At 69.6% G+C, this 16,106-nt stretch carries 16 protein-coding genes; 7 read left to right on the top strand and 9 right to left on the bottom strand.

Annotated elements, in window-relative coordinates; genetic code table 11:
• Window positions 1-136: 136 nt before the first annotated feature.
• The 8 genes from fni to vapB all read right to left on the bottom strand — a co-directional run bounded on the left by fni (window position 137) and on the right by vapB (window position 6,729).
• Window positions 137-1,201 carry a type 2 isopentenyl-diphosphate Delta-isomerase gene (gene fni / locus ACT3S3_RS06860; RefSeq protein ID WP_301443737.1) on the bottom strand — a complete coding sequence of 355 codons (1,065 nt, stop codon included), beginning with the start codon at window positions 1,199-1,201 and terminating at the stop codon, window positions 137-139.
• Window positions 1,202-1,214: 13 nt separating this feature from the next.
• Window positions 1,215-2,342, bottom strand: coding sequence for a phosphomevalonate kinase (locus ACT3S3_RS06855; RefSeq protein ID WP_301443738.1), 1,128 nt, complete (start codon window positions 2,340-2,342; stop codon window positions 1,215-1,217).
• The gene (gene mvaD, locus ACT3S3_RS06850; protein ID WP_301443739.1) at window positions 2,339-3,361 is read right to left on the bottom strand and encodes a diphosphomevalonate decarboxylase; all 1,023 of its coding nucleotides are present in this window, start codon (window positions 3,359-3,361) and stop codon (window positions 2,339-2,341) included. Before mvaD ends, ACT3S3_RS06855 begins: the two co-directional genes overlap by 4 nt.
• Window positions 3,358-4,326 carry a mevalonate kinase gene (gene mvk, locus ACT3S3_RS06845; RefSeq protein ID WP_441582470.1) on the bottom strand — a complete coding sequence of 323 codons (969 nt, stop codon included), beginning with the start codon at window positions 4,324-4,326 and terminating at the stop codon, window positions 3,358-3,360. Before mvk ends, mvaD begins: the two co-directional genes overlap by 4 nt.
• A gap of 14 nt (window positions 4,327-4,340) precedes the next feature.
• Window positions 4,341-5,693 carry a tripartite tricarboxylate transporter permease gene (locus ACT3S3_RS06840; RefSeq protein WP_301442938.1) on the bottom strand — a complete coding sequence of 451 codons (1,353 nt, stop codon included), beginning with the start codon at window positions 5,691-5,693 and terminating at the stop codon, window positions 4,341-4,343.
• Complete coding sequence (locus ACT3S3_RS06835) at window positions 5,693-5,983, bottom strand: hypothetical protein (RefSeq protein ID WP_301442939.1); 291 nt, start codon at window positions 5,981-5,983, stop codon at window positions 5,693-5,695. The genes ACT3S3_RS06840 and ACT3S3_RS06835 overlap by 1 nt, the downstream gene beginning before the upstream one ends.
• A gap of 102 nt (window positions 5,984-6,085) precedes the next feature.
• Entirely contained in the window at window positions 6,086-6,505 is a 420-nt protein-coding gene (locus ACT3S3_RS06830; protein WP_444626473.1) for a PIN domain nuclease, read from the bottom strand.
• Window positions 6,496-6,729 (bottom strand): type II toxin-antitoxin system VapB family antitoxin, encoded by a 234-nt coding sequence (gene vapB / locus ACT3S3_RS06825; RefSeq protein ID WP_301442941.1) that lies wholly within the window; start codon window positions 6,727-6,729, stop codon window positions 6,496-6,498. Before vapB ends, ACT3S3_RS06830 begins: the two co-directional genes overlap by 10 nt.
• A 150-nt stretch (window positions 6,730-6,879) precedes the next feature.
• On the opposite strand from vapB, the gene ACT3S3_RS06820 reads away from it, so the two are divergent.
• From ACT3S3_RS06820 to ACT3S3_RS06790, 7 genes are all read left to right on the top strand, one after another.
• On the top strand, window positions 6,880-8,046 hold the full coding sequence (locus ACT3S3_RS06820) for a DNA alkylation repair protein (protein ID WP_444626472.1): 1,167 nt from the start codon (window positions 6,880-6,882) through the stop codon (window positions 8,044-8,046).
• A gap of 31 nt (window positions 8,047-8,077) precedes the next feature.
• On the top strand, window positions 8,078-8,389 hold the full coding sequence (locus ACT3S3_RS06815) for a cupin (protein WP_301442943.1): 312 nt from the start codon (window positions 8,078-8,080) through the stop codon (window positions 8,387-8,389).
• 125 nt (window positions 8,390-8,514) lie between these two features.
• Entirely contained in the window at window positions 8,515-9,528 is a 1,014-nt protein-coding gene (locus tag ACT3S3_RS06810; RefSeq protein WP_441582468.1) for a Bug family tripartite tricarboxylate transporter substrate binding protein, read from the top strand.
• Window positions 9,528-10,022, top strand: coding sequence for a tripartite tricarboxylate transporter TctB family protein (locus ACT3S3_RS06805; RefSeq protein ID WP_301442945.1), 495 nt, complete (start codon window positions 9,528-9,530; stop codon window positions 10,020-10,022). Before ACT3S3_RS06810 ends, ACT3S3_RS06805 begins: the two co-directional genes overlap by 1 nt.
• Window positions 10,019-11,647, top strand: a complete 1,629-nt coding sequence (locus ACT3S3_RS06800) for a tripartite tricarboxylate transporter permease (RefSeq protein ID WP_444626470.1) — start codon at window positions 10,019-10,021, stop codon at window positions 11,645-11,647. The genes ACT3S3_RS06805 and ACT3S3_RS06800 overlap by 4 nt, the downstream gene beginning before the upstream one ends.
• Entirely contained in the window at window positions 11,644-12,114 is a 471-nt protein-coding gene (locus tag ACT3S3_RS06795; protein WP_444626468.1) for a universal stress protein, read from the top strand. Before ACT3S3_RS06800 ends, ACT3S3_RS06795 begins: the two co-directional genes overlap by 4 nt.
• A gap of 78 nt (window positions 12,115-12,192) precedes the next feature.
• Entirely contained in the window at window positions 12,193-12,663 is a 471-nt protein-coding gene (locus ACT3S3_RS06790; protein ID WP_301442948.1) for a universal stress protein, read from the top strand.
• 86 nt (window positions 12,664-12,749) lie between these two features.
• Here the strand turns inward: ACT3S3_RS06790 and ACT3S3_RS06785 are convergent, their stop codons facing one another.
• Complete coding sequence (locus ACT3S3_RS06785) at window positions 12,750-16,106, bottom strand: ATP-binding protein (protein ID WP_441579523.1); 3,357 nt, start codon at window positions 16,104-16,106, stop codon at window positions 12,750-12,752.

Genomic DNA, 16,106 nt, shown 5'->3' with positions numbered 1-16,106 from the left:
CATAGACGAAACACGCCCATTCCGCTCGCCTGGCTAGCAACATGGTGTGGCTGCACTCGGAGGTTCAGACCCCGATGCCACAGCCGCGCCTCGTGGGTGACGTTCCCTAGCTGCCTGCCTGCAGGAACGTCAGCAACTAACGCCGGCGCGCCAGCGACGGCAGGTCGATCCCGCGCAGCCGGGCGAACTCCGCGGTCTCCCCGGTGACCAGGACGTCCGTCGAGGTCAGCGAGGGCACGTCCGGTGCCCCGAGCAGCGTCATCAGGGTACGTACCTGGTCAGTCCACGCATCCAGCTCCTCGACCAGCGCGTCCGGCCCGTCGGTGAGCAGCACGTGCAGGAAGTGCCCGCTGACGCCCACGGCACGCGCGCCGAGCGCCAGGGCGCGCACCACGTCCAGCGGGGTGCGCACACCGCCGGACGCCAGGACGTGCACCGTCGGTGCGCCGCCGGGGCCGTGCACCGTGTCCAGCAGGCACTCCGGGGTGCTCTGCCCCCACCCCGACAGGTAGGTGTACTCCTGGCGCGAGCGCCGGTGGTTCTCGATGTCGATGAAGTTCGTGCCGCCGCGCCCGCTGACGTCCACGGTGGTGACGCCACGGGCGGCCAGCTCCGCCACGCTGTCGGCGCTGAGCCCGAAGCCGACCTCCTTGACCACCACCGGCACGTCCACCGCCTCCACGATCTCGGCGATCCGGTCGAGCCAGTGCCGGAAGTCCCGGTCACCCTCGGGCATCACCAGCTCCTGGGCAGGGTTGACGTGGACCTGCAGGGCGTTGGCGTCCAGCAGTTCCACCGCCCGGCGCGCCTGCTCCACCGTGGCCTCCGGGCTCACGTTGGCGAAGAGGAAGGACTGCGGGGCGCTCTCGCGCACGATGCGGAACGTCGGCTCCAACGCCGGGTCGCGCAGGGCCGCGCTGACCGAACCGCTGGCCATCGCCACCCCGGCGGTGGACGCCGCGCGCGCGAGGTCGGCGTTGATGCGTCCGGTCTTCTCGCTGCCGCCGGTCATGGCGTTGATGTAGAAGGGCACCTCCCACCGGGCCCCGGCGACGGTGGTGGAGGTGTCCACCCCGTCGCGGGCCAGACCGTTGAAGGTGTGGTGTATGAACCGCACGTCGTGGAATCCACCGGCGGCACGGTTCTTCGTGTTCAGTTCCTCGGCCAGCTGGACGTGGTCGTCCTTGCGGTTGCTGCTCATGCGCTCGTTCCCGTCATTCCGTGAGCCCGTCGGGCTGGTGTTCGTGCAGGTTGAGTAGTCGGATGTCCGACCGCTCCCAGGCGGCGAGCAACCCGTCCAAATCCGAGGTGCCGCTCTGACTGTCGATGAGCACGATACCGCAGTCACCGCCGCCGGCCCCCGAGGTCTTCGCCGCCCCGCCGCAGGCCTCGGCGATCTCGATCAGCCGACGCAACGTGGGGGTCTCGATGGTGGTGCCGGTGTGCTCCCCGAGCTCGCGCAGGAGCTCCCGGTTACGGCGGATCCCGGCACGGATACCGTCGGCGTCGTCGTTGCCGAGGGCCTCGACCAGCGCTGTCACGCAGCGTCTGCTCTCGGCGAGGAAGCGCGGGTAGTCCAGCTGCGCTGCTCCCCTGTCAGCGCCCCCACCCTGCTTGTGGGACTGCACGTCGCCGACCAGCCGGGAGGTCGACGCCGGTGACCCGGTCCAGCCGACCAGCAGGCGCAGCCGGTCCGGCGGGCACACGCGTTTCACGGACAGGCCCGGCCAGTCCATGGTGACCAGGTCGACCAGGGGACGGACGTCGCGTTCCTCGCGTGCCCACCCACGGTCGAAGGAGGTGTAGGCGATCCAGCCGCCGAACATGCTGGCGGCCACGTCACCGCCGGAGCCGGAGGACTGCACCGAGATGCTGGCCAGCAGGGCCAGTTTCAGCTGGGCCATCCGGGTGAGGTCCAGGCGGTAGTACTCGCACAGGGCCCGGACGGTGGCCACGGTGACCGCGGCGGACGAGCCGAGGCCGAACTTGCGGCCGGAGTCGTCGTCGAGCTCGCTGGTGATGTCTATGTCGAAGACCTCCAGCGGGGTGCCCATCGCCACGGCGGCCTCCTCGACGATGCCCGCGGCGCCGAGCACGAAGTCGAAGGGCGCCTGGTCGGGTTCCACGATCATGCCCCGCTCCCCACGGTGCCACTCCAGGCGGCTCTGGGTCGACAGGTCGGAGGTGATGTGGCCGGTGCCGGAGCCCGGGGTGACCCGCACGGTCACGTAGCGGTCCACGGCCACGAGGATCGCGGGGAAACCGGTCTCGACCACGGCGTACTCACCGGCGATGTAGAGCTTGCCGGGGGCCCGGACCTCCACCGCACGCGGCGCCGTCACGACTGCACCTCCTCTGCGTCGACCTGGATGCCCGGCCCGGCGTGGGTGACCACGGTGCGCAGCCCCGGCACCTTCCCCACCAGTGCCTCGCGCAGGTGGGCGTCCAGCGCCTCGGCCTTGTCGGCGCTGGTGAGGACCTTGACGTTGGGGCCGGCGTCCATCGTCGCCCAGGCGGGCAGCCCGGCGGCGCGGGCGTCCTGCACCGCCTGCAGTGCGGCGCGGCTGCCGGGCCCGAGGTAGTCGACCGGCGGGACGGCCCCGCGCATCGTGGCGTGCATGCCCAGCGCGTTGGCCTCGGCGGCCTCCCCGAGCCGGGCGAGGTCGCCGGCGGCTATGGCGTCCAACGCCTCCGCCAGGTGCCCGGCGTGCGCCTCGACCCAACCGGCGTAGTCCGGGGAAGTCTCCACGGTGCGGCGCATCGCCTCGCGGCTGGAGACCGCCTTCGGGCCGTCGTCGATGACGAGCACCACGATCGCCAGGTCAGCGGCCATCTCCCCGCCCGGCACGGGGGCCGCGTAGGACGTCGCGTCGTCGTGGCCGGCATTCCACATCGCCAGCCCGCCGAAGACCGAGCGCGACGCCGAACCGGACCCGCGCCGCGCCAGCCGCGACAGGTCCCGCTCGTCGAGCTGCAGCCCGGCGGCGGTGGAGGCAGCCCCGGCCAGGGCGGCGAAACCGGAGGCCGAGCTCGCCAGCCCGGCGGCGGTGGGCACGGTGTTCACCGAGGTCACCACCGCGGCGTCCGACACACCGGAGCGCTCGCGCACCAGGTCGAGGAAGGCGGTGATGCGTTCCATCGCCCGCCCGGTGACGGGCGTCCCGTCCAGTGTCGCGGCGTCCTGAGTTACCGCGCCGAACTCCACGGTCGTGGTCGTGTACAGCTCGTCGAGGGTCAGCGACAGGCTCGGCGTACGCGGGATGATCAGTTCCTCGTCCGCCTTGCCCCAGTACTTGATCAGCGCGATGTTGGCGTGCGCCGTCGCTGTAGCTCTTCCTGGGGCTCTTCTCGGGGCCGTCATGCTTCCTCCTGCAGGTGTGGTGCGTGGATCCAGGTGTCGGACGCCCCGGCGTCCGTGAGTGCCCCGGCGATCGCCGCGGCGTCCCCGGCGGTGCGGGCCAGCGCGATGACGCAGCCGCCGCGTCCCCCGCCGGTGAGTTTCGCGCCGACCGCGCCGGCGGCGCGCGCCGCGGCGGTCAGCGCGTCCAACCGGTCGTCGCTCACGCCGAGGTCGGCGAGCAGATGTTGGGCGGCGTCCATCCGGTCGCCGAGCGCGTCGACGTCGCCGGCGCGCAGGTCGGCGACCGCACCGTCGGCGATCTCGCCCAGCTCGTCCAGCAGCGGCCCGACGCCCTGCGGATCGGCGTCGTACCTGCGCCGCAGGTCACCGACGGTCTCCCGCGTCCGGCCGGTCACCCCGGAGTCCGCGATGACGATCCAGGCCGCCAGGTCCATCTCGAAGGTCGAACCGACGCCGTCGCGGAAGTACACCGGCCCGGGTGCTGCGGTGGTCAGCGCGTCCAGTCCGGACGGACGCCCGTGCGCGATGCGCTCGGCCTCCTGCGTCAGCTCGAAGAGCTCGAGGGGGGACGCCGCGACGTCGGCAGCGTCCAGCACCGCGCGCACCACCGCGCCCGCGGCGGCGGCCGAGGACCCCAGCCCGCGCTCCGGCGGGAAGTCCGCCTGCGTGCTGACGTGCAGACCGGTAGTGGGGCGTCCGGCGAAGGCGCACGCGACGTCCAGGGCCTTGACCACCGACGCCAGACGCTCCGGGGCGCCGTCCACCGGACCGTCGTAGTCCAGGCAGGTCAGCCGTGCGGGCCCCTCGACCGGCTCGACCGTGGCGTTCATGTGCAGGCTGTGCAGGGGCACGGCCACCGCCGGGTGCCCGTAGACCACGGAATGCTCGCCGAGGAGGATGACCTTCGCCACCGTCCGGCCGTGCCCGGTATGGGATTCGGCATGGGGTTCGGGTGAAGACTGCACAGCGTCCTTTCGTGTCACAGCAGGTTCTGCACGATCCAGGGGGACGCGAACAGGGTCATGAACTGCACGCCGTAGCCTACGCCCAACTTGTTGAGCGTCCCGCAGGTGACCCCGACCAGCAGCACACCGAAGATGTTCGCCACCCCGGCGTCCAGGTAGGCCAGCAGCAGGATGAACCCGATGAACAGTCCCAGCACCGCCTCGTGCGGGATGTAGCGCATCACCACGTAGGTGATCCGGTAGGAGTAGCGCACCGCGATGACGTACGTCAGCCCCAGGGCCAGCACCGCGCCGAGCACCACGGCCACGATGAACGTCGGTGTGTTCAGCATGTGGTGCAGGTTGTTGTCCAGCGTCAGCGCCGGCGGGGCGTTGAACAGGGCCTGCGCCGGGCCGATCGCCACCGGCGACAACGGGATGCCGATCGCCAGCAGCGGGATGATCGTGCCGGAGAGGTAGCTGGCGTGCGCCACGCCGTTCATGCCGGCCACCGCCCGGTTCGCCCGGGTGGTGCGGTCCCCGGAGCGTCTAGCCGCGCCCTCCCCGAGCAGGAACGTGAGCCCGACGGGGCTGAGGAAGAACAACGGGGTGGAGACCAGCGACCACAGGCCGGTGCGGGCGGTCTCGTCGCGGGTGAGGATCCTGTTGGGTTTCAGCGACTGGCCGCGCAGGCTCTTGCGCGAGATGTCCACCTGTGTGGCGGGCCGGCCCGGCAGGTTCTCCCGGTGGCTCCGGTTGAGCAGCCCCAGCACCGAGACCAGCAGGGGGCCGATGGTGATGCCCAGGAAAAAGGAGACCGAGATGTTGCCGTCCTCCGGGATAACCCCCTGGTCCCGGTAGAGCGAGAGAAGCCCCTGGAACAGCAGGGACATCGGGATGATCGAGATCAGCGACAGCAGCCGGTTCGCGCCGAGCAGGGCGAGCAGCACCGCGCCGCCGACGAAGAGCAGGTTGCCGTACTCGCGCAGAGTGTCGGCGTAGGGGGCGATGGCGGTGGCGATGGCAAGGCTGACCGGGATGGCGATGATCGTGCCGATCGCGCTGCCCGCGGCCATCTTCTTGATCGTCTCCGCCGCCCTGCCCTGGGACTTGAGGTAGAGCGAGTGCTCCATCATCGGTGCCGAGAGCACCCCTCCGGGCAGACCGACCAGGGCGGTGGGTATGGCGTTGGTGAGGTTGAGCGTGACGATCGCGGCGATGAAGAAGGTCAGCAGCACCGCCGGGTCCACGCCGGCCAGCGCCAGGGCGAGGGTGACCGGCACGAGCACGCTGGTCTCGTCGGTGCCGGGGATGAAGCCGATGAAGGTGTAGAGCAGGATCGCCGCGATGGCGGCGAGCAGCATGGGGAGCATCAGGGTCGCGTCCATCAGGTCGGGTCACCTGCCTGGGTTTCTGCGCCTGCTCCGTCGGTCCCCTCGGTGATGCGCACGACGCGTTTCGGCGTGAACAGCGCCACGCAGACCGCGAAGCCGACGACGGCGCCGCCGAGGCCCCAGAAGAACTCGCTGGACGACAGCAGCGTGGCGACCAGCAGCGCGAGGGCGGTGGTGACCCCGCAGATAACCAGTGACCAGGTCAGGTCGCGGGTGGAGACGAGGTCGTTCCACACCTCGATGTAGTCGTCCCGCTCCCCGGGGTCGGCATCAGTGTTAGGCATGCCTACAAACCTTACGTTGTGGGTGCTGCGTGGCGCATTACCGCCCGGACGGTGCCGGCACGAGCCGTGCACGACATACGGTCCCCGACGAACCCCGTTGATCTAGAAATCCCCTCGCAGCCTCTCTACCCGTTGTCCAGTAGCGTCCGCGATCAACTCGAAGTCCTTGTCGACATGCAGCACGGTATAGCCTTTCAACTCGGCCACCGCAGCGATCATGAAATCCGGGACCTTCACTGCACGGTGATGCCCACGGCCGGCGAGGAGCCCCTGGACCGCTACCGCCCGCTTTTCAATCCCCGGGGTCATCGGCTCGGGAATCAGCATCGATACTGGCGGCATCGCCGTGATCGTGTGCCAGTCTTCCCCGGAGCGAGCCGAGTACCCGAGTTCAAGCACCGTCACGGTCGCGGCGCCAACCAGTCCCCGTTCGATGCGGCGAAGCCACACGTCGGCATCATCCGACACCCCGAGCCGGGCGTAGGCAGACTTGTCGATCAACCACCGCTCGCTCACCCCCATGCCCGAGCCATGACCTCGTCATCGAGAATATCCTCCACCAGGTCTGCGGCACGGTTCAGGTCTTCTCTCGTCAGCGGTCCGGATTCTGCTGCGGCAGCCTGCTGCGCAATCCTCCGAGCTTCCTGGCGAAGGAATTCGCTACGCGACACCCCGAGCCGCGCGGCCTGACGATCGATCGCCCGAATGTCATCGTCGTCGACGTTCCGAATCAACAGGTCACTCATCACCGCCACCTCCTACTATCATGTGATATCACGACTATATCGCGCTCACCTACTGTCCGCTACCCATCCGTCGATGGGTCTTGTGGATCCCTGCCAGATGGTGGAGCCGGAGGGAACAGCGGCTGACACGCCCATGGCAAACTGTCGCCTATGACGGACGAGCAGAACGACAAGCCCCAGAAGTCAGCGTTCAAGGACTACCTGTCACCGGAGCTCGTCACGGGCATCGGGGCCGCCTTCGCCGCGGCATCCCCCACCTTCGACCGCGCGGCCTTCGAGAACCTGGCGCTCTCGGGCCTTGCTGACCTGGAGCTCAAGGCGCGGAGCGCGCAGATCGCCGCCGCGCTCGCGGCGACGCTGCCGGCGTCCGGCGACGACAAAGACAACGCGCAGGACGCCGAGGGCGCCGCAGACGTCGTCCGCCGCGTCCTGCGCGCCGGCGGCCAGGACGGCACCGCGACGGCGTTGCCGGAATGGGCGGGGATGCCGGTGAACGACTACGTCGCCGTGGCGATGGCGGACCGGCCGGACGTGGCCCTGCCGCTGCTGGCCGACCTCACCTCGCACCACACCGCGGAGTTCGCGATCCGCCCGTTCATCCTGAACCACTACGAGACCACCATGGCGCACCTACGCACCTGGGTCGACAGCCCGGACGAGCACGTCCGACGCCTGGTCTCGGAGGGGACACGCCCGCGTCTGCCCTGGTCGGGGCGTCTCCCCCGCTTCATCGCCGACCCGTCCGACGCGCTGGAGCTGCTGGAGGGCCTGGTCAACGACGGCTCCCTATACGTCCGGCGCTCGGTGGCCAACCACCTCAACGACATCGCCAAGGACCATCCTGAGCTCGCGTTGGAGACGGCCCGCCGGTGGGCGGAGGCGTCGACCCAGGGCGACTTCGTGGTGCGGCACAGCCTGCGCACACTGATCAAACGCGGCGATCCGCGCGCCCTGGCGATCCTCGGTTTCGACCCGGATGCCCCGGTCGAGCTCCTGGAGCTGTCCTGCTCCCCGTCGACGATCGCCATCGGCGAGGCGACGACGTTGTCCTTCACCCTGCGTGCGGACGCCGCGACGGCGCCGACACGGGCGGCCGTGGACTACGTGGTGCACTACCAGGGGGCGCGCGGGCCGAAGGCGGGCAAGGTGTTCAAGTTGACCGTGCGCGACCTCCCGCCGGGTCAGGCCGTGCAGTTCAGCCGCCGGCACGCCTTCGCCCACGTGTCGATCCGCACGATCCACCCCGGTCCGCACCGTATCGAGGTGCAGGTCAACGGGCGGGTACTCGGCGGGACGACCGTCCACGTCCACCCCTGACAAGAACCCGGACAAGAACACGGAGCAACACATGAGATTCATCAACGCCAGCGAGTTCACCGCCGAGCGCCCGTGGGGCGCCCTCGACCTCGGGGTGTTCGAGACCGCGACCGCCAGGCTGCACTGGACCGACGAACCGTACAAGTGGCACGTCAACGACGGCCCGGAGATCTTCGTCGTCCTCGACGGTGCGGTGGACATGCACTACACCGTGGACGGTGAGGAGCGTGTCGAGCACCTCACCCCGGGTTCGCTGTGCTGTGTCGAGGTCGGCGACGCCCATGTCGCCCACCCCGCCCCGGAGGCCCGGATCCTCGTCGTCGAGCGCGAGGGAAGTGACTGACCTCCAATTTAACCGGCGATGTTGTGCAGAACACTTTCCATCGGGTAAGTTTTAGTCGTAAAGCGAACGAGAGTTCGCACAGTGAACACTCGCTCGCGACCGACGTTGAGACCCGAGGACCATGCATGAGTGGACAGATCCCAACACGACCGAGACCAGGAACCACCCGTAGGGCAGGACGCGCCGTCGCCGCACTCACCCTGGTCGGTGCCCTCGCACTGACCTCCTGCGGCACCGACGAGGAGTCGGAGGGCTCCTCGTCCGGCGGTGCACCCCTGAACCTGGTCGTCCCCTTCGACCCGGGCGGCTCCGCCGACGGCACCGCCCGCCAGCTCGCCATCTACGCCCAGCAGACCTGCGGACGCGACGTGATCATCCGCAACGAGTCCGGCGGTTCCGGCACGGTCGGCTTCCAGTCCGTCGCCTCCTCCGCCCCGGACGGCAACACCATCGGTGTGGCGACCATCGAACTCTCGATCCTTCCCCACCTCGGGGTGTCCGAGATCGGGCCGGACGACGTCCGCGGCATCATGCAGTACAGCGAACAGCCCGTCGCCTACGGTGTGCCGCCGGACTCCGACATCGAGGACGTCGACGAACTGCTGACCACCGACGAGGACGTCACGATGGCCAGCTCCGGCACCGGTTCGATCTACCACATGGGCTTCGCCGGGCTCGCCCAGGCGGCCGAGCAACCCAACATCCGCAACGTCCCCTACGGCGGCGCCGCCGGCGCCCTGCAGGCGGTCATGGGGCACGAGACCCGCGCCGTCGCCGTCGGCGCCGCGGAGATCGCGCCCTACGTCGAGTCGAACCAGCTACGTGCCCTGGCGATCGCCGGCGACAAGCGCCTCGACGACCTGCTTCCCGGCGTCCCCACCGTGGAGGAGGCCGGCGTGGACTGGACGAGCTACGCCATCCTCGGCCTGTTCGCCCCGTCCGGCACCCCGGACGAGGACGTCGAGGAACTCAACAGGTGCTTCAACGAGGCGCGCCAGAGCGAGGGCTTCGCCAACTACATGGACAACCTGGGCTTCACCCAGGAGTACAAGGACGCAGCCGGCTTCGACGATTTCCTCTCTGAGGAATACGACCGCTACGAGACCGTCGTCTCCGATGCAGGACTGGGAGCGGAATGATGACCGACACACAGACACAACCCCAGACACAAGCGCAGGGCTCACTCCTGGGTGACCGCATCATCGCGGTGATCATCCTGCTGCTCGGCGTCGCCCTGCTCGTCCTGGCCGCCGGCTTCCCTGAACCGGGGCAGCCGGAGGACCCGGGCACCGCCGCACTCCCCCGCCTCATCGGCTTCGCCCTCGCCGGACTCGGTGTGCTCCTGCTGTTCAACGCGGAGAAGAACACCTTCCTGCCGGAGAAGGGCGCCCGGCTGCGCACGGTGCTCATCGTGGTCGCCGGCATCGCCTACACCTACGCGATGACACCGCTGGGCTTCATGCTCTCCACCCTGGTCTTCATGGTCGTCGGCCTGCTGATCATGGGTATCCGTAGCCCGCTGCGACTGGTGCTCGTGCCGGTCGCCGTCGCCGTCGTCGTCGTCTACTACCTGTTCACCGCCGCCCTGGGTGTCTACCTGCCCGACGGCATCATCGAGGGGATCATGCCATGAGTAACTGGATAGAAGGTTTCGGCGCCATCGCCGACGTGCAGGTCCTGTTCATGCTCGTCCTGGGTGTGCTCATCGGCGTGGTCGTCGGTGCACTACCCGGCATCTCGGCGACGGTCGGAGTGGCGCTGCTGCTCCCTTTCACCTTCGCCTTCGAACCACTGGCCGGAATGATGCTGCTGCTCGGCATCTACGGCGGAGCCGTCTACGCCGGCTCCATCCCCGCCATCCTGATCAGGACGCCGGGGACGCCAGCCTCCGCCGCGTCCGTCGCCGACGGGCACGCCATGACCCTGGCGGGCAAGGGCGTGCAGGCCCTGAAGATCTCCGTGCTGGCGTCCTGCATCGGCGGTTTCGTCGGCGTGCTGCTGCTCGCGTTCTTCTCCCCGGTGATCGCGAACTTCGCCCTGGGCTTCGGTTCCTCGGCGAACTTCATGCTCGCCCTGTTCGCCCTGACGATCATCGCCTCGATCTCCGAGGGACGCATGGTCAAGGGCCTCATCGCCGGTTTCCTGGGCCTGGGCATCGCCATGATCGGCCTGGACACCATCCAGGGCTTCCCCCGCCTGACCTTCGGCAACGCCGACCTGATCTCCGGTATCTCCTTCATCCCGCTGATGATCGGCCTGTTCGCCGTCTCCGAGGCCTTCCTGCAGGTCGAGCGGGTCACGAAGCTGAACCTGAAGATGAAGCCGGAGAAGTTCCGTGCCACACCGTCCTGGTTCCGCAAACTGGCACCGTCCAGCCTCCTGGGCTCCGCCATCGGCTTCATCATCGGCATCATCCCCGGCGTCGGCGGCGACATCAGCTCCTTCGTTGCCTACAACGAGTCCAAGCGTGCGGCGAAGGACAAGTCACAGTACGGCAAGGGCGACCCGCGGGGCATCGCCGCCGCGGAGTCGTCGAAGAACGCGGGCACCGCCGGTGCGATGGTGCCCACCCTGACCCTGGGCATCCCGGGCGACGTGACCTCCGCCGTGCTCATCGGTGCGCTGACCGTGCACGGCCTGCAGCCCGGCCCGACCCTGTTCACCGGCAGCCCGGACCTGATCTACGGCCTGTTCATCGGCTTCGCACTGGTGTACCTGGTGCTGCTGGTCCTGGGCTGGTTCGGCACGAGCTTCTGGGTGAAGCTCATCGAGTCCGTCCCGCCGCGCCTGCTGTGGCCGTCGGTGATCGTGCTCGCCGTCGTCGGCTCCTACGCCATGCGCTCCAGCGTCTTCGACGTGCTGGTGATGTTCCTCGCCGCGATCCTCGGCTACATCATGGTCAAGGGCGGCTACCCGCTGGCCCCGCTGATCATCGGCGTGATCCTCGGCCCCATCGCCGAGAGCGGCTTCCGCCGTGCGATGATCATCAACAACGGCAGCTTCACCTGGATGCTCGAGCCCATCCCACTGGTTCTCGGTATCCTGACCATCGCCTCCATCGCCTTCGCCATCTGGCAGGCCGTGCGCCGCCCCAAGCTCATCGAGCAGGCCGGCCTGGCCGACGGCGGCACCGGAAGCGCCGAGGACGAGGCAGAGGCTCAGGCAGAGGCCGCCGAGAACGACACAACCTCGGCTACCGCCACCGCCTCACCCATTTCACCCACCTCACCGACCGATCCCCAGGAAGGCCCCCGATGAGCAAGAAGATCATCCTGACCGGCGTGGACTCCAGTCAGACCGCGCTCAACGCGGCGATGCGCGCCGCGGAACTCGCCGAGGGCACCGGGGCCGAGCTCCACGTGTTCTCCGCCTTCAGCACCAGCACGGCCGACACCCTGCAGTCGTTCAAGACCCGGGACCTCGGACTGTCGACCTCGGTCGCCTACCAGCGGCTGAGTGAGGGGCAGGCCCGGGCCGCCGGACAGGTGGCCGAGGCTGTCGCCGACGTGCTGCGAGAGGCGCACCCCGGGCTCACCGTCGAGGCGTCAGCCCAGGAGGGCACGCCGGCGGCGGTGCTCGTGCGCCAGGCCGAACTGCTCGACGCCGAGACAATCGTGGTCGGCAACAAGCACGTTCAGGGGTTCTCCCGGGTGTTGGGCAGTGTGGCGCGCAAGGTCGCCGCCGAGGCACCGTGCGACCTGTTCATCGTGCACACCACGCACTGAGGCTCGTACCGGGACACGCACTGTTCCGACGCAGACTACACTGACGAAAGTATCCGTCCTTCCCTCGAAAGGTGCACCATGACCAAGACGATCGTGACCGGTGTCGACTCCAGCCAGACGGCCCTCGCCGCCGCCGACAAGGCGGCCGAGCTGGCCGCCGGCACCGGTGCGGAGCTGCACGTGCTCTCCGCGTTCAGCATCAGCGGCACGGTCACCCTGGAGGCCGCCCGGGCGAACAACCCGAGCGCCGGGACGCAGGCCGCCTACCGTCGGCTCACGGAGAGTTACTCGCACGCCGCGCAGGAGGTCGCCGACTCCGTGTCGGACGTCCTGCGCGAGAAGTACCCCTCCATCACCGTGCACGCCGCCGCGGTGGAGGGTACCCCGGCCGAGGCCCTGCTGAAGAAGGCCGATGAGCTGGACGCTGACACCATCGTGGTGGGCAACAAGCACGTCCAGGGCTTCTCCCGGATCCTGGGCAGCATCGCGCGCAAGGTCGCCGCGGAGTCGCCCTGCGACCTCTACATCGTCAACACCACGCAGCAGTAGGCCACCGACCCCCCCCGGTAGCGTGCCGGAGTCGTCCCTTCCTTGGCACGCGAGGGCCCTATCCTGCACGCGACGCGGGGTGCCTCTCACCCCACCAACCCCACCTTCGGCTTAGCCCAGGAGCGCCCGCGGGTGTCCTTGAGGATGTCGTACTCCACGTCCACGTGCGGTTCGATCGCGCTGTACTTGTCGTTCGGCGCGCCGATGACCAACTGGAAGCCGAGGCCCCGCCAGGCACCGATGGCACGTTCGGTGAAGTGTGCGTCCGCCTTGATCAGCGCCTCGTCGAGGAACACCGGCGCGTAGCGGGGACGCGCCGCGTCGGCGTCGCCGAGCTGGTAACGCAGTGCCGCACCGACGATGAAGGCGATGAGCTCCTGGGACTCGCCACCGGACTTCTCGCCGATGTGGTCGTAGAGGGCGGCGTGCTCCTTGGTCCCGGCGTGGATCTTCTCCGCACTGACGCGCACGTGGTTGCGCACGTCCACCAGGTCGGCGAAGTCGGGCGCGGTGCGTCGGATCCGGTTGATCAGTCGCGCCATGCGCTCGTAGGCCTGCTCACGTTCGCCGTCGTTGCCGGCCTCGGCGATGAGGGTGCGCACGTCGCGCAGGTCCTTGCGGAAGCGGCGGCGCACCTCGGACTGGTTCTCCCGCGGGGAGATCTGCAGCCGGTGGTCGTCGTCGTAGAACGGCAGGTCCTCCATGATCCGGTTGATCGGTTCGATGCGCTCGCGGATCTCGCGCAGCGAGCGTCCCAGCGTGGAGTCCAGGTTGGTCAGGTCGTTGCCGGAGAGGGTGAGCAGGCTGTCGCGCCACTCGGCCTCGAGTTCGTGCAGCCCGCTGGTCTCCAGGTCGACCAGGATGCGTTCGAAGTCCTTCAGGGAGGTGTCGGGGTCGGCGCGCAGCGTGGGGTTAGGCCAGGCGTCGAGGAAGGTCTCCATGGTCCGGCGCAGCGCCTCGCGTTGCTCGGCGACGGTGTTCTGCGCGGCGGCCCGGTCGTCCTCCAGGCGCCTGGAGGCGGTGTCCAGCGCGGCGTCGAACCTGGCCAGACGCTTGGCGGTCGCCGCAGAACCGGCGCCGGCGTCTGCGGCCTCCGGCGGGTCGAAGCGTTCGTTGAGGTAGGACGCCTGGGCGTCGTCGAGTTCCCGGCCGGCGCTCTCCGCCTCGTCGAGTGCCTCCTGGGCGGCGTCGACCTCGTCGACGGTGTCGGCCCACTGCGCGGCCAGGCGTTCCTGCTCGCCCTTGGCGCGTCCGGTGGACTCCTGCAGGCGGGTGACGGTGACCTTCAGCTCGGCGATCTGCCGCTGCAGGTCGGCGATCTCGGGGTTGCCGTCGGTGATCTCGTCGATGATGCCGGACCAGCGGGCACGTTCGGCCTCCACGCTGGCGACGTCGATCTCCTCCCAGGTCAGGTCGGTGACGCGGGAGTAGGCGGCGTGCCGGGCGTCCAGGGCGTCGAGGTCGGCGCCGGCGGCACGTTCGGCGTCCTCCGCCTCGCGGACCTGTGTGCGCAACGCACCGATGGTCTCCTCGAGTTCGCCGAGGCGCCGGTGGCTGGAGAAGCCCAGCACGTTGCGTCCGCCGTGCCCGCCGTGGGCTCCGCGGTCGCCCTGGGAGACCTGCCCGGTGATGGTGAGCGCGGGCTGACGTTCGGAGAGTTCGTCGGCGGAGTCGGCGCAGTGGAAGCCGAACTGGCGTTCCAGGCGGTCCTGCAGCCAGCCGGTGAAGGCGGTCTCGCGGTAGTCCAGGCGTCCGGGCAGGCGCTGCGGGTCCAGGCCGTCGCGCTGCTCGAAGCCGGTGTGCACGCCCTCGTAGCGCAGCCGCACGTCGGTGCGCACGGTCTCCACGGCCCGGCGGAAGCGGGGCAGGTCGTCGGCGTCGATGAGCATGGTGGTGGCGAAGCCGCCGAGAGCCAGGTTGAACGCCTCGCGCCAGGGCTCGTACTCGGTGGCCACGTCCACCAGCTCGCCGACGAAGGGCAGGTCGTCGATGCTCAGGTCGGCGGCGTCGGCCAGCAGCCGGCGGGCGACGTGCAGGCGCTCGGGGATGTTGTCGCGACGCTGCTGCGTCCAGCGGTGCTCGGTCTCGACCTCGGCGAGCCGCCGGCACAGGTCCTTGAGCTGCGCGCGCGACTCCGCGTAGGCGTCGCGGGAGGACGTCTTGGCGTCGCGGTCGGCGAGCGCGGCGCGCGCCCGCTCGGCCAGCGCGGCGAAGTCGTCGCCGGTGGCCACGTCGAGGTCCAGGCAGGCGGTGTTCTCCTCGAAACGTTCCCGGTTCTGCCGCACCGCGGTCAGCCGCCGGTCGACCTGGGTGAGTTCGCGTTCGGCGGTGTCCAGGCGGTCGCCGCCGGAGTGGCGCAGGACGTCCACCAGGCCGTCGCGCTCGGCCTCGGCCGCCTCGGCGGACGCCACCTGCGCGCGCACCTCGGCGTCCGCGGCCTGCTTGCGGGTGCGCACCTCGGTCTCCGCCTCGTGCAGCAGGTCGAGACGACGGGAGGTGCGCCACAACGACGCCAGGGAGGACGCGTCGGCGAAGCGTCCGAGCTCGTCGAGCAGGCGCAGCCGCTCGGCGGACTCCTCGATCCTCGCCCGGATGCCGCGGACGGGTTGCAGCACCCGGACCTGCTTCTGGGCGGTAACCATCCGGGTGCGGGTGCTCTCCAGCTCGTCGAAGTGGGCGACCACGGCGTCGGCGGTGGCCATCGTCTCCGGCTCCTCGAGAACCATGCGCTTGTACAGCTCGTCGACGGTGGTGATCTGCTGACCTGCCTGGATCCGGGCGAGCAGGCTCATCGCCTTGGCCCCCGCACCCGCCGCACCGATGCCCAGCACCGAGTGCACGCGCGCCAGGAACTCCCGGTCGGTGGCCATGGTCTCCAGACCCACGGCCCGCACCGCGGCGTCCGACAGCCGTCGCTCGGCCGCCTGCTCCAGCACGGCCGGGTCGAACTCGCCCTCGGCCACACCGCGCACCTTCACCGTGTCGTCCAGCACGCGGGCGGACGCCGGGATGTACCAGGCGCGCACCGCGGTGAACCGGGAGCCGTCGTGGTCGGTCCAGGTCATCGACACCGCCGTCCACGTGTCGCAGCCGTCACCGCGCAGCACGGTGACCTGCGTGCCGTCGTCGGTGCGCGACTCGTCGATCTTGCCGCGCCCGTAGGACAGGATGTTGCGCTGGTCCTCGCCGCGCGGCCGGCCGGTCACTCCCCCGTTGGACGCACCGTTGAACGGGGTGGTGTGCGGCATCATCAGCGCGATGTAGGCGTCCATCAGCGTGGACTTGCCGGAACCGGACCCGCCGCACAGCAGCGTGGCCTCCGGGGAGAACTTCACCCGGTGGGCGCCGTCGTAGCCGCCCCAGTTGACCAGGTGCAGCTCGTCGGCCAACCACTGCTGCCCGCGGGACTCAGCCGGCACCAGACCGAACAACGTGTCGAGCAT

Source organism: Corynebacterium sp. AOP40-4SA-5, assembly GCF_052377355.1.
Classification (GTDB): domain Bacteria; phylum Actinomycetota; class Actinomycetes; order Mycobacteriales; family Mycobacteriaceae; genus Corynebacterium.
The sequence above is the reverse complement of the archived record's forward strand: the minus strand, read 5'-3'. Positions and strand labels throughout refer to the sequence as shown.

Bases quoted from the DNA above. Each gene is read 5' to 3' on its own strand.
- ACT3S3_RS06840 (WP_301442938.1), bottom strand. From the start codon at position 5,693: ATGGACGCGACCCTGATGCTCCCCATGCTGCTCGCCGCCATCGCGGCG.
- ACT3S3_RS06795 (WP_444626468.1), top strand. From the start codon at position 11,644: ATGAGCAAGAAGATCATCCTGACCGGCGTGGACTCCAGTCAGACCGCG.
- ACT3S3_RS06800 (WP_444626470.1), top strand. From the start codon at position 10,019: ATGAGTAACTGGATAGAAGGTTTCGGCGCCATCGCCGACGTGCAGGTC.
- ACT3S3_RS06805 (WP_301442945.1), top strand. From the start codon at position 9,528: ATGACCGACACACAGACACAACCCCAGACACAAGCGCAGGGCTCACTC.
- fni (WP_301443737.1), bottom strand. From the start codon at position 1,201: ATGAGCAGCAACCGCAAGGACGACCACGTCCAGCTGGCCGAGGAACTG.
- ACT3S3_RS06810 (WP_441582468.1), top strand. From the start codon at position 8,515: ATGAGTGGACAGATCCCAACACGACCGAGACCAGGAACCACCCGTAGG.
- ACT3S3_RS06830 (WP_444626473.1), bottom strand. From the start codon at position 6,505: ATGGGGGTGAGCGAGCGGTGGTTGATCGACAAGTCTGCCTACGCCCGG.
- ACT3S3_RS06790 (WP_301442948.1), top strand. From the start codon at position 12,193: ATGACCAAGACGATCGTGACCGGTGTCGACTCCAGCCAGACGGCCCTC.
- ACT3S3_RS06785 (WP_441579523.1), bottom strand. From the start codon at position 16,106: ATGCTCGACACGTTGTTCGGTCTGGTGCCGGCTGAGTCCCGCGGGCAG.
- ACT3S3_RS06820 (WP_444626472.1), top strand. From the start codon at position 6,880: ATGACGGACGAGCAGAACGACAAGCCCCAGAAGTCAGCGTTCAAGGAC.
- ACT3S3_RS06815 (WP_301442943.1), top strand. From the start codon at position 8,078: ATGAGATTCATCAACGCCAGCGAGTTCACCGCCGAGCGCCCGTGGGGC.
- mvaD (WP_301443739.1), bottom strand. From the start codon at position 3,361: ATGACGGCCCCGAGAAGAGCCCCAGGAAGAGCTACAGCGACGGCGCAC.
- vapB (WP_301442941.1), bottom strand. From the start codon at position 6,729: ATGAGTGACCTGTTGATTCGGAACGTCGACGACGATGACATTCGGGCG.
- ACT3S3_RS06835 (WP_301442939.1), bottom strand. From the start codon at position 5,983: ATGCCTAACACTGATGCCGACCCCGGGGAGCGGGACGACTACATCGAG.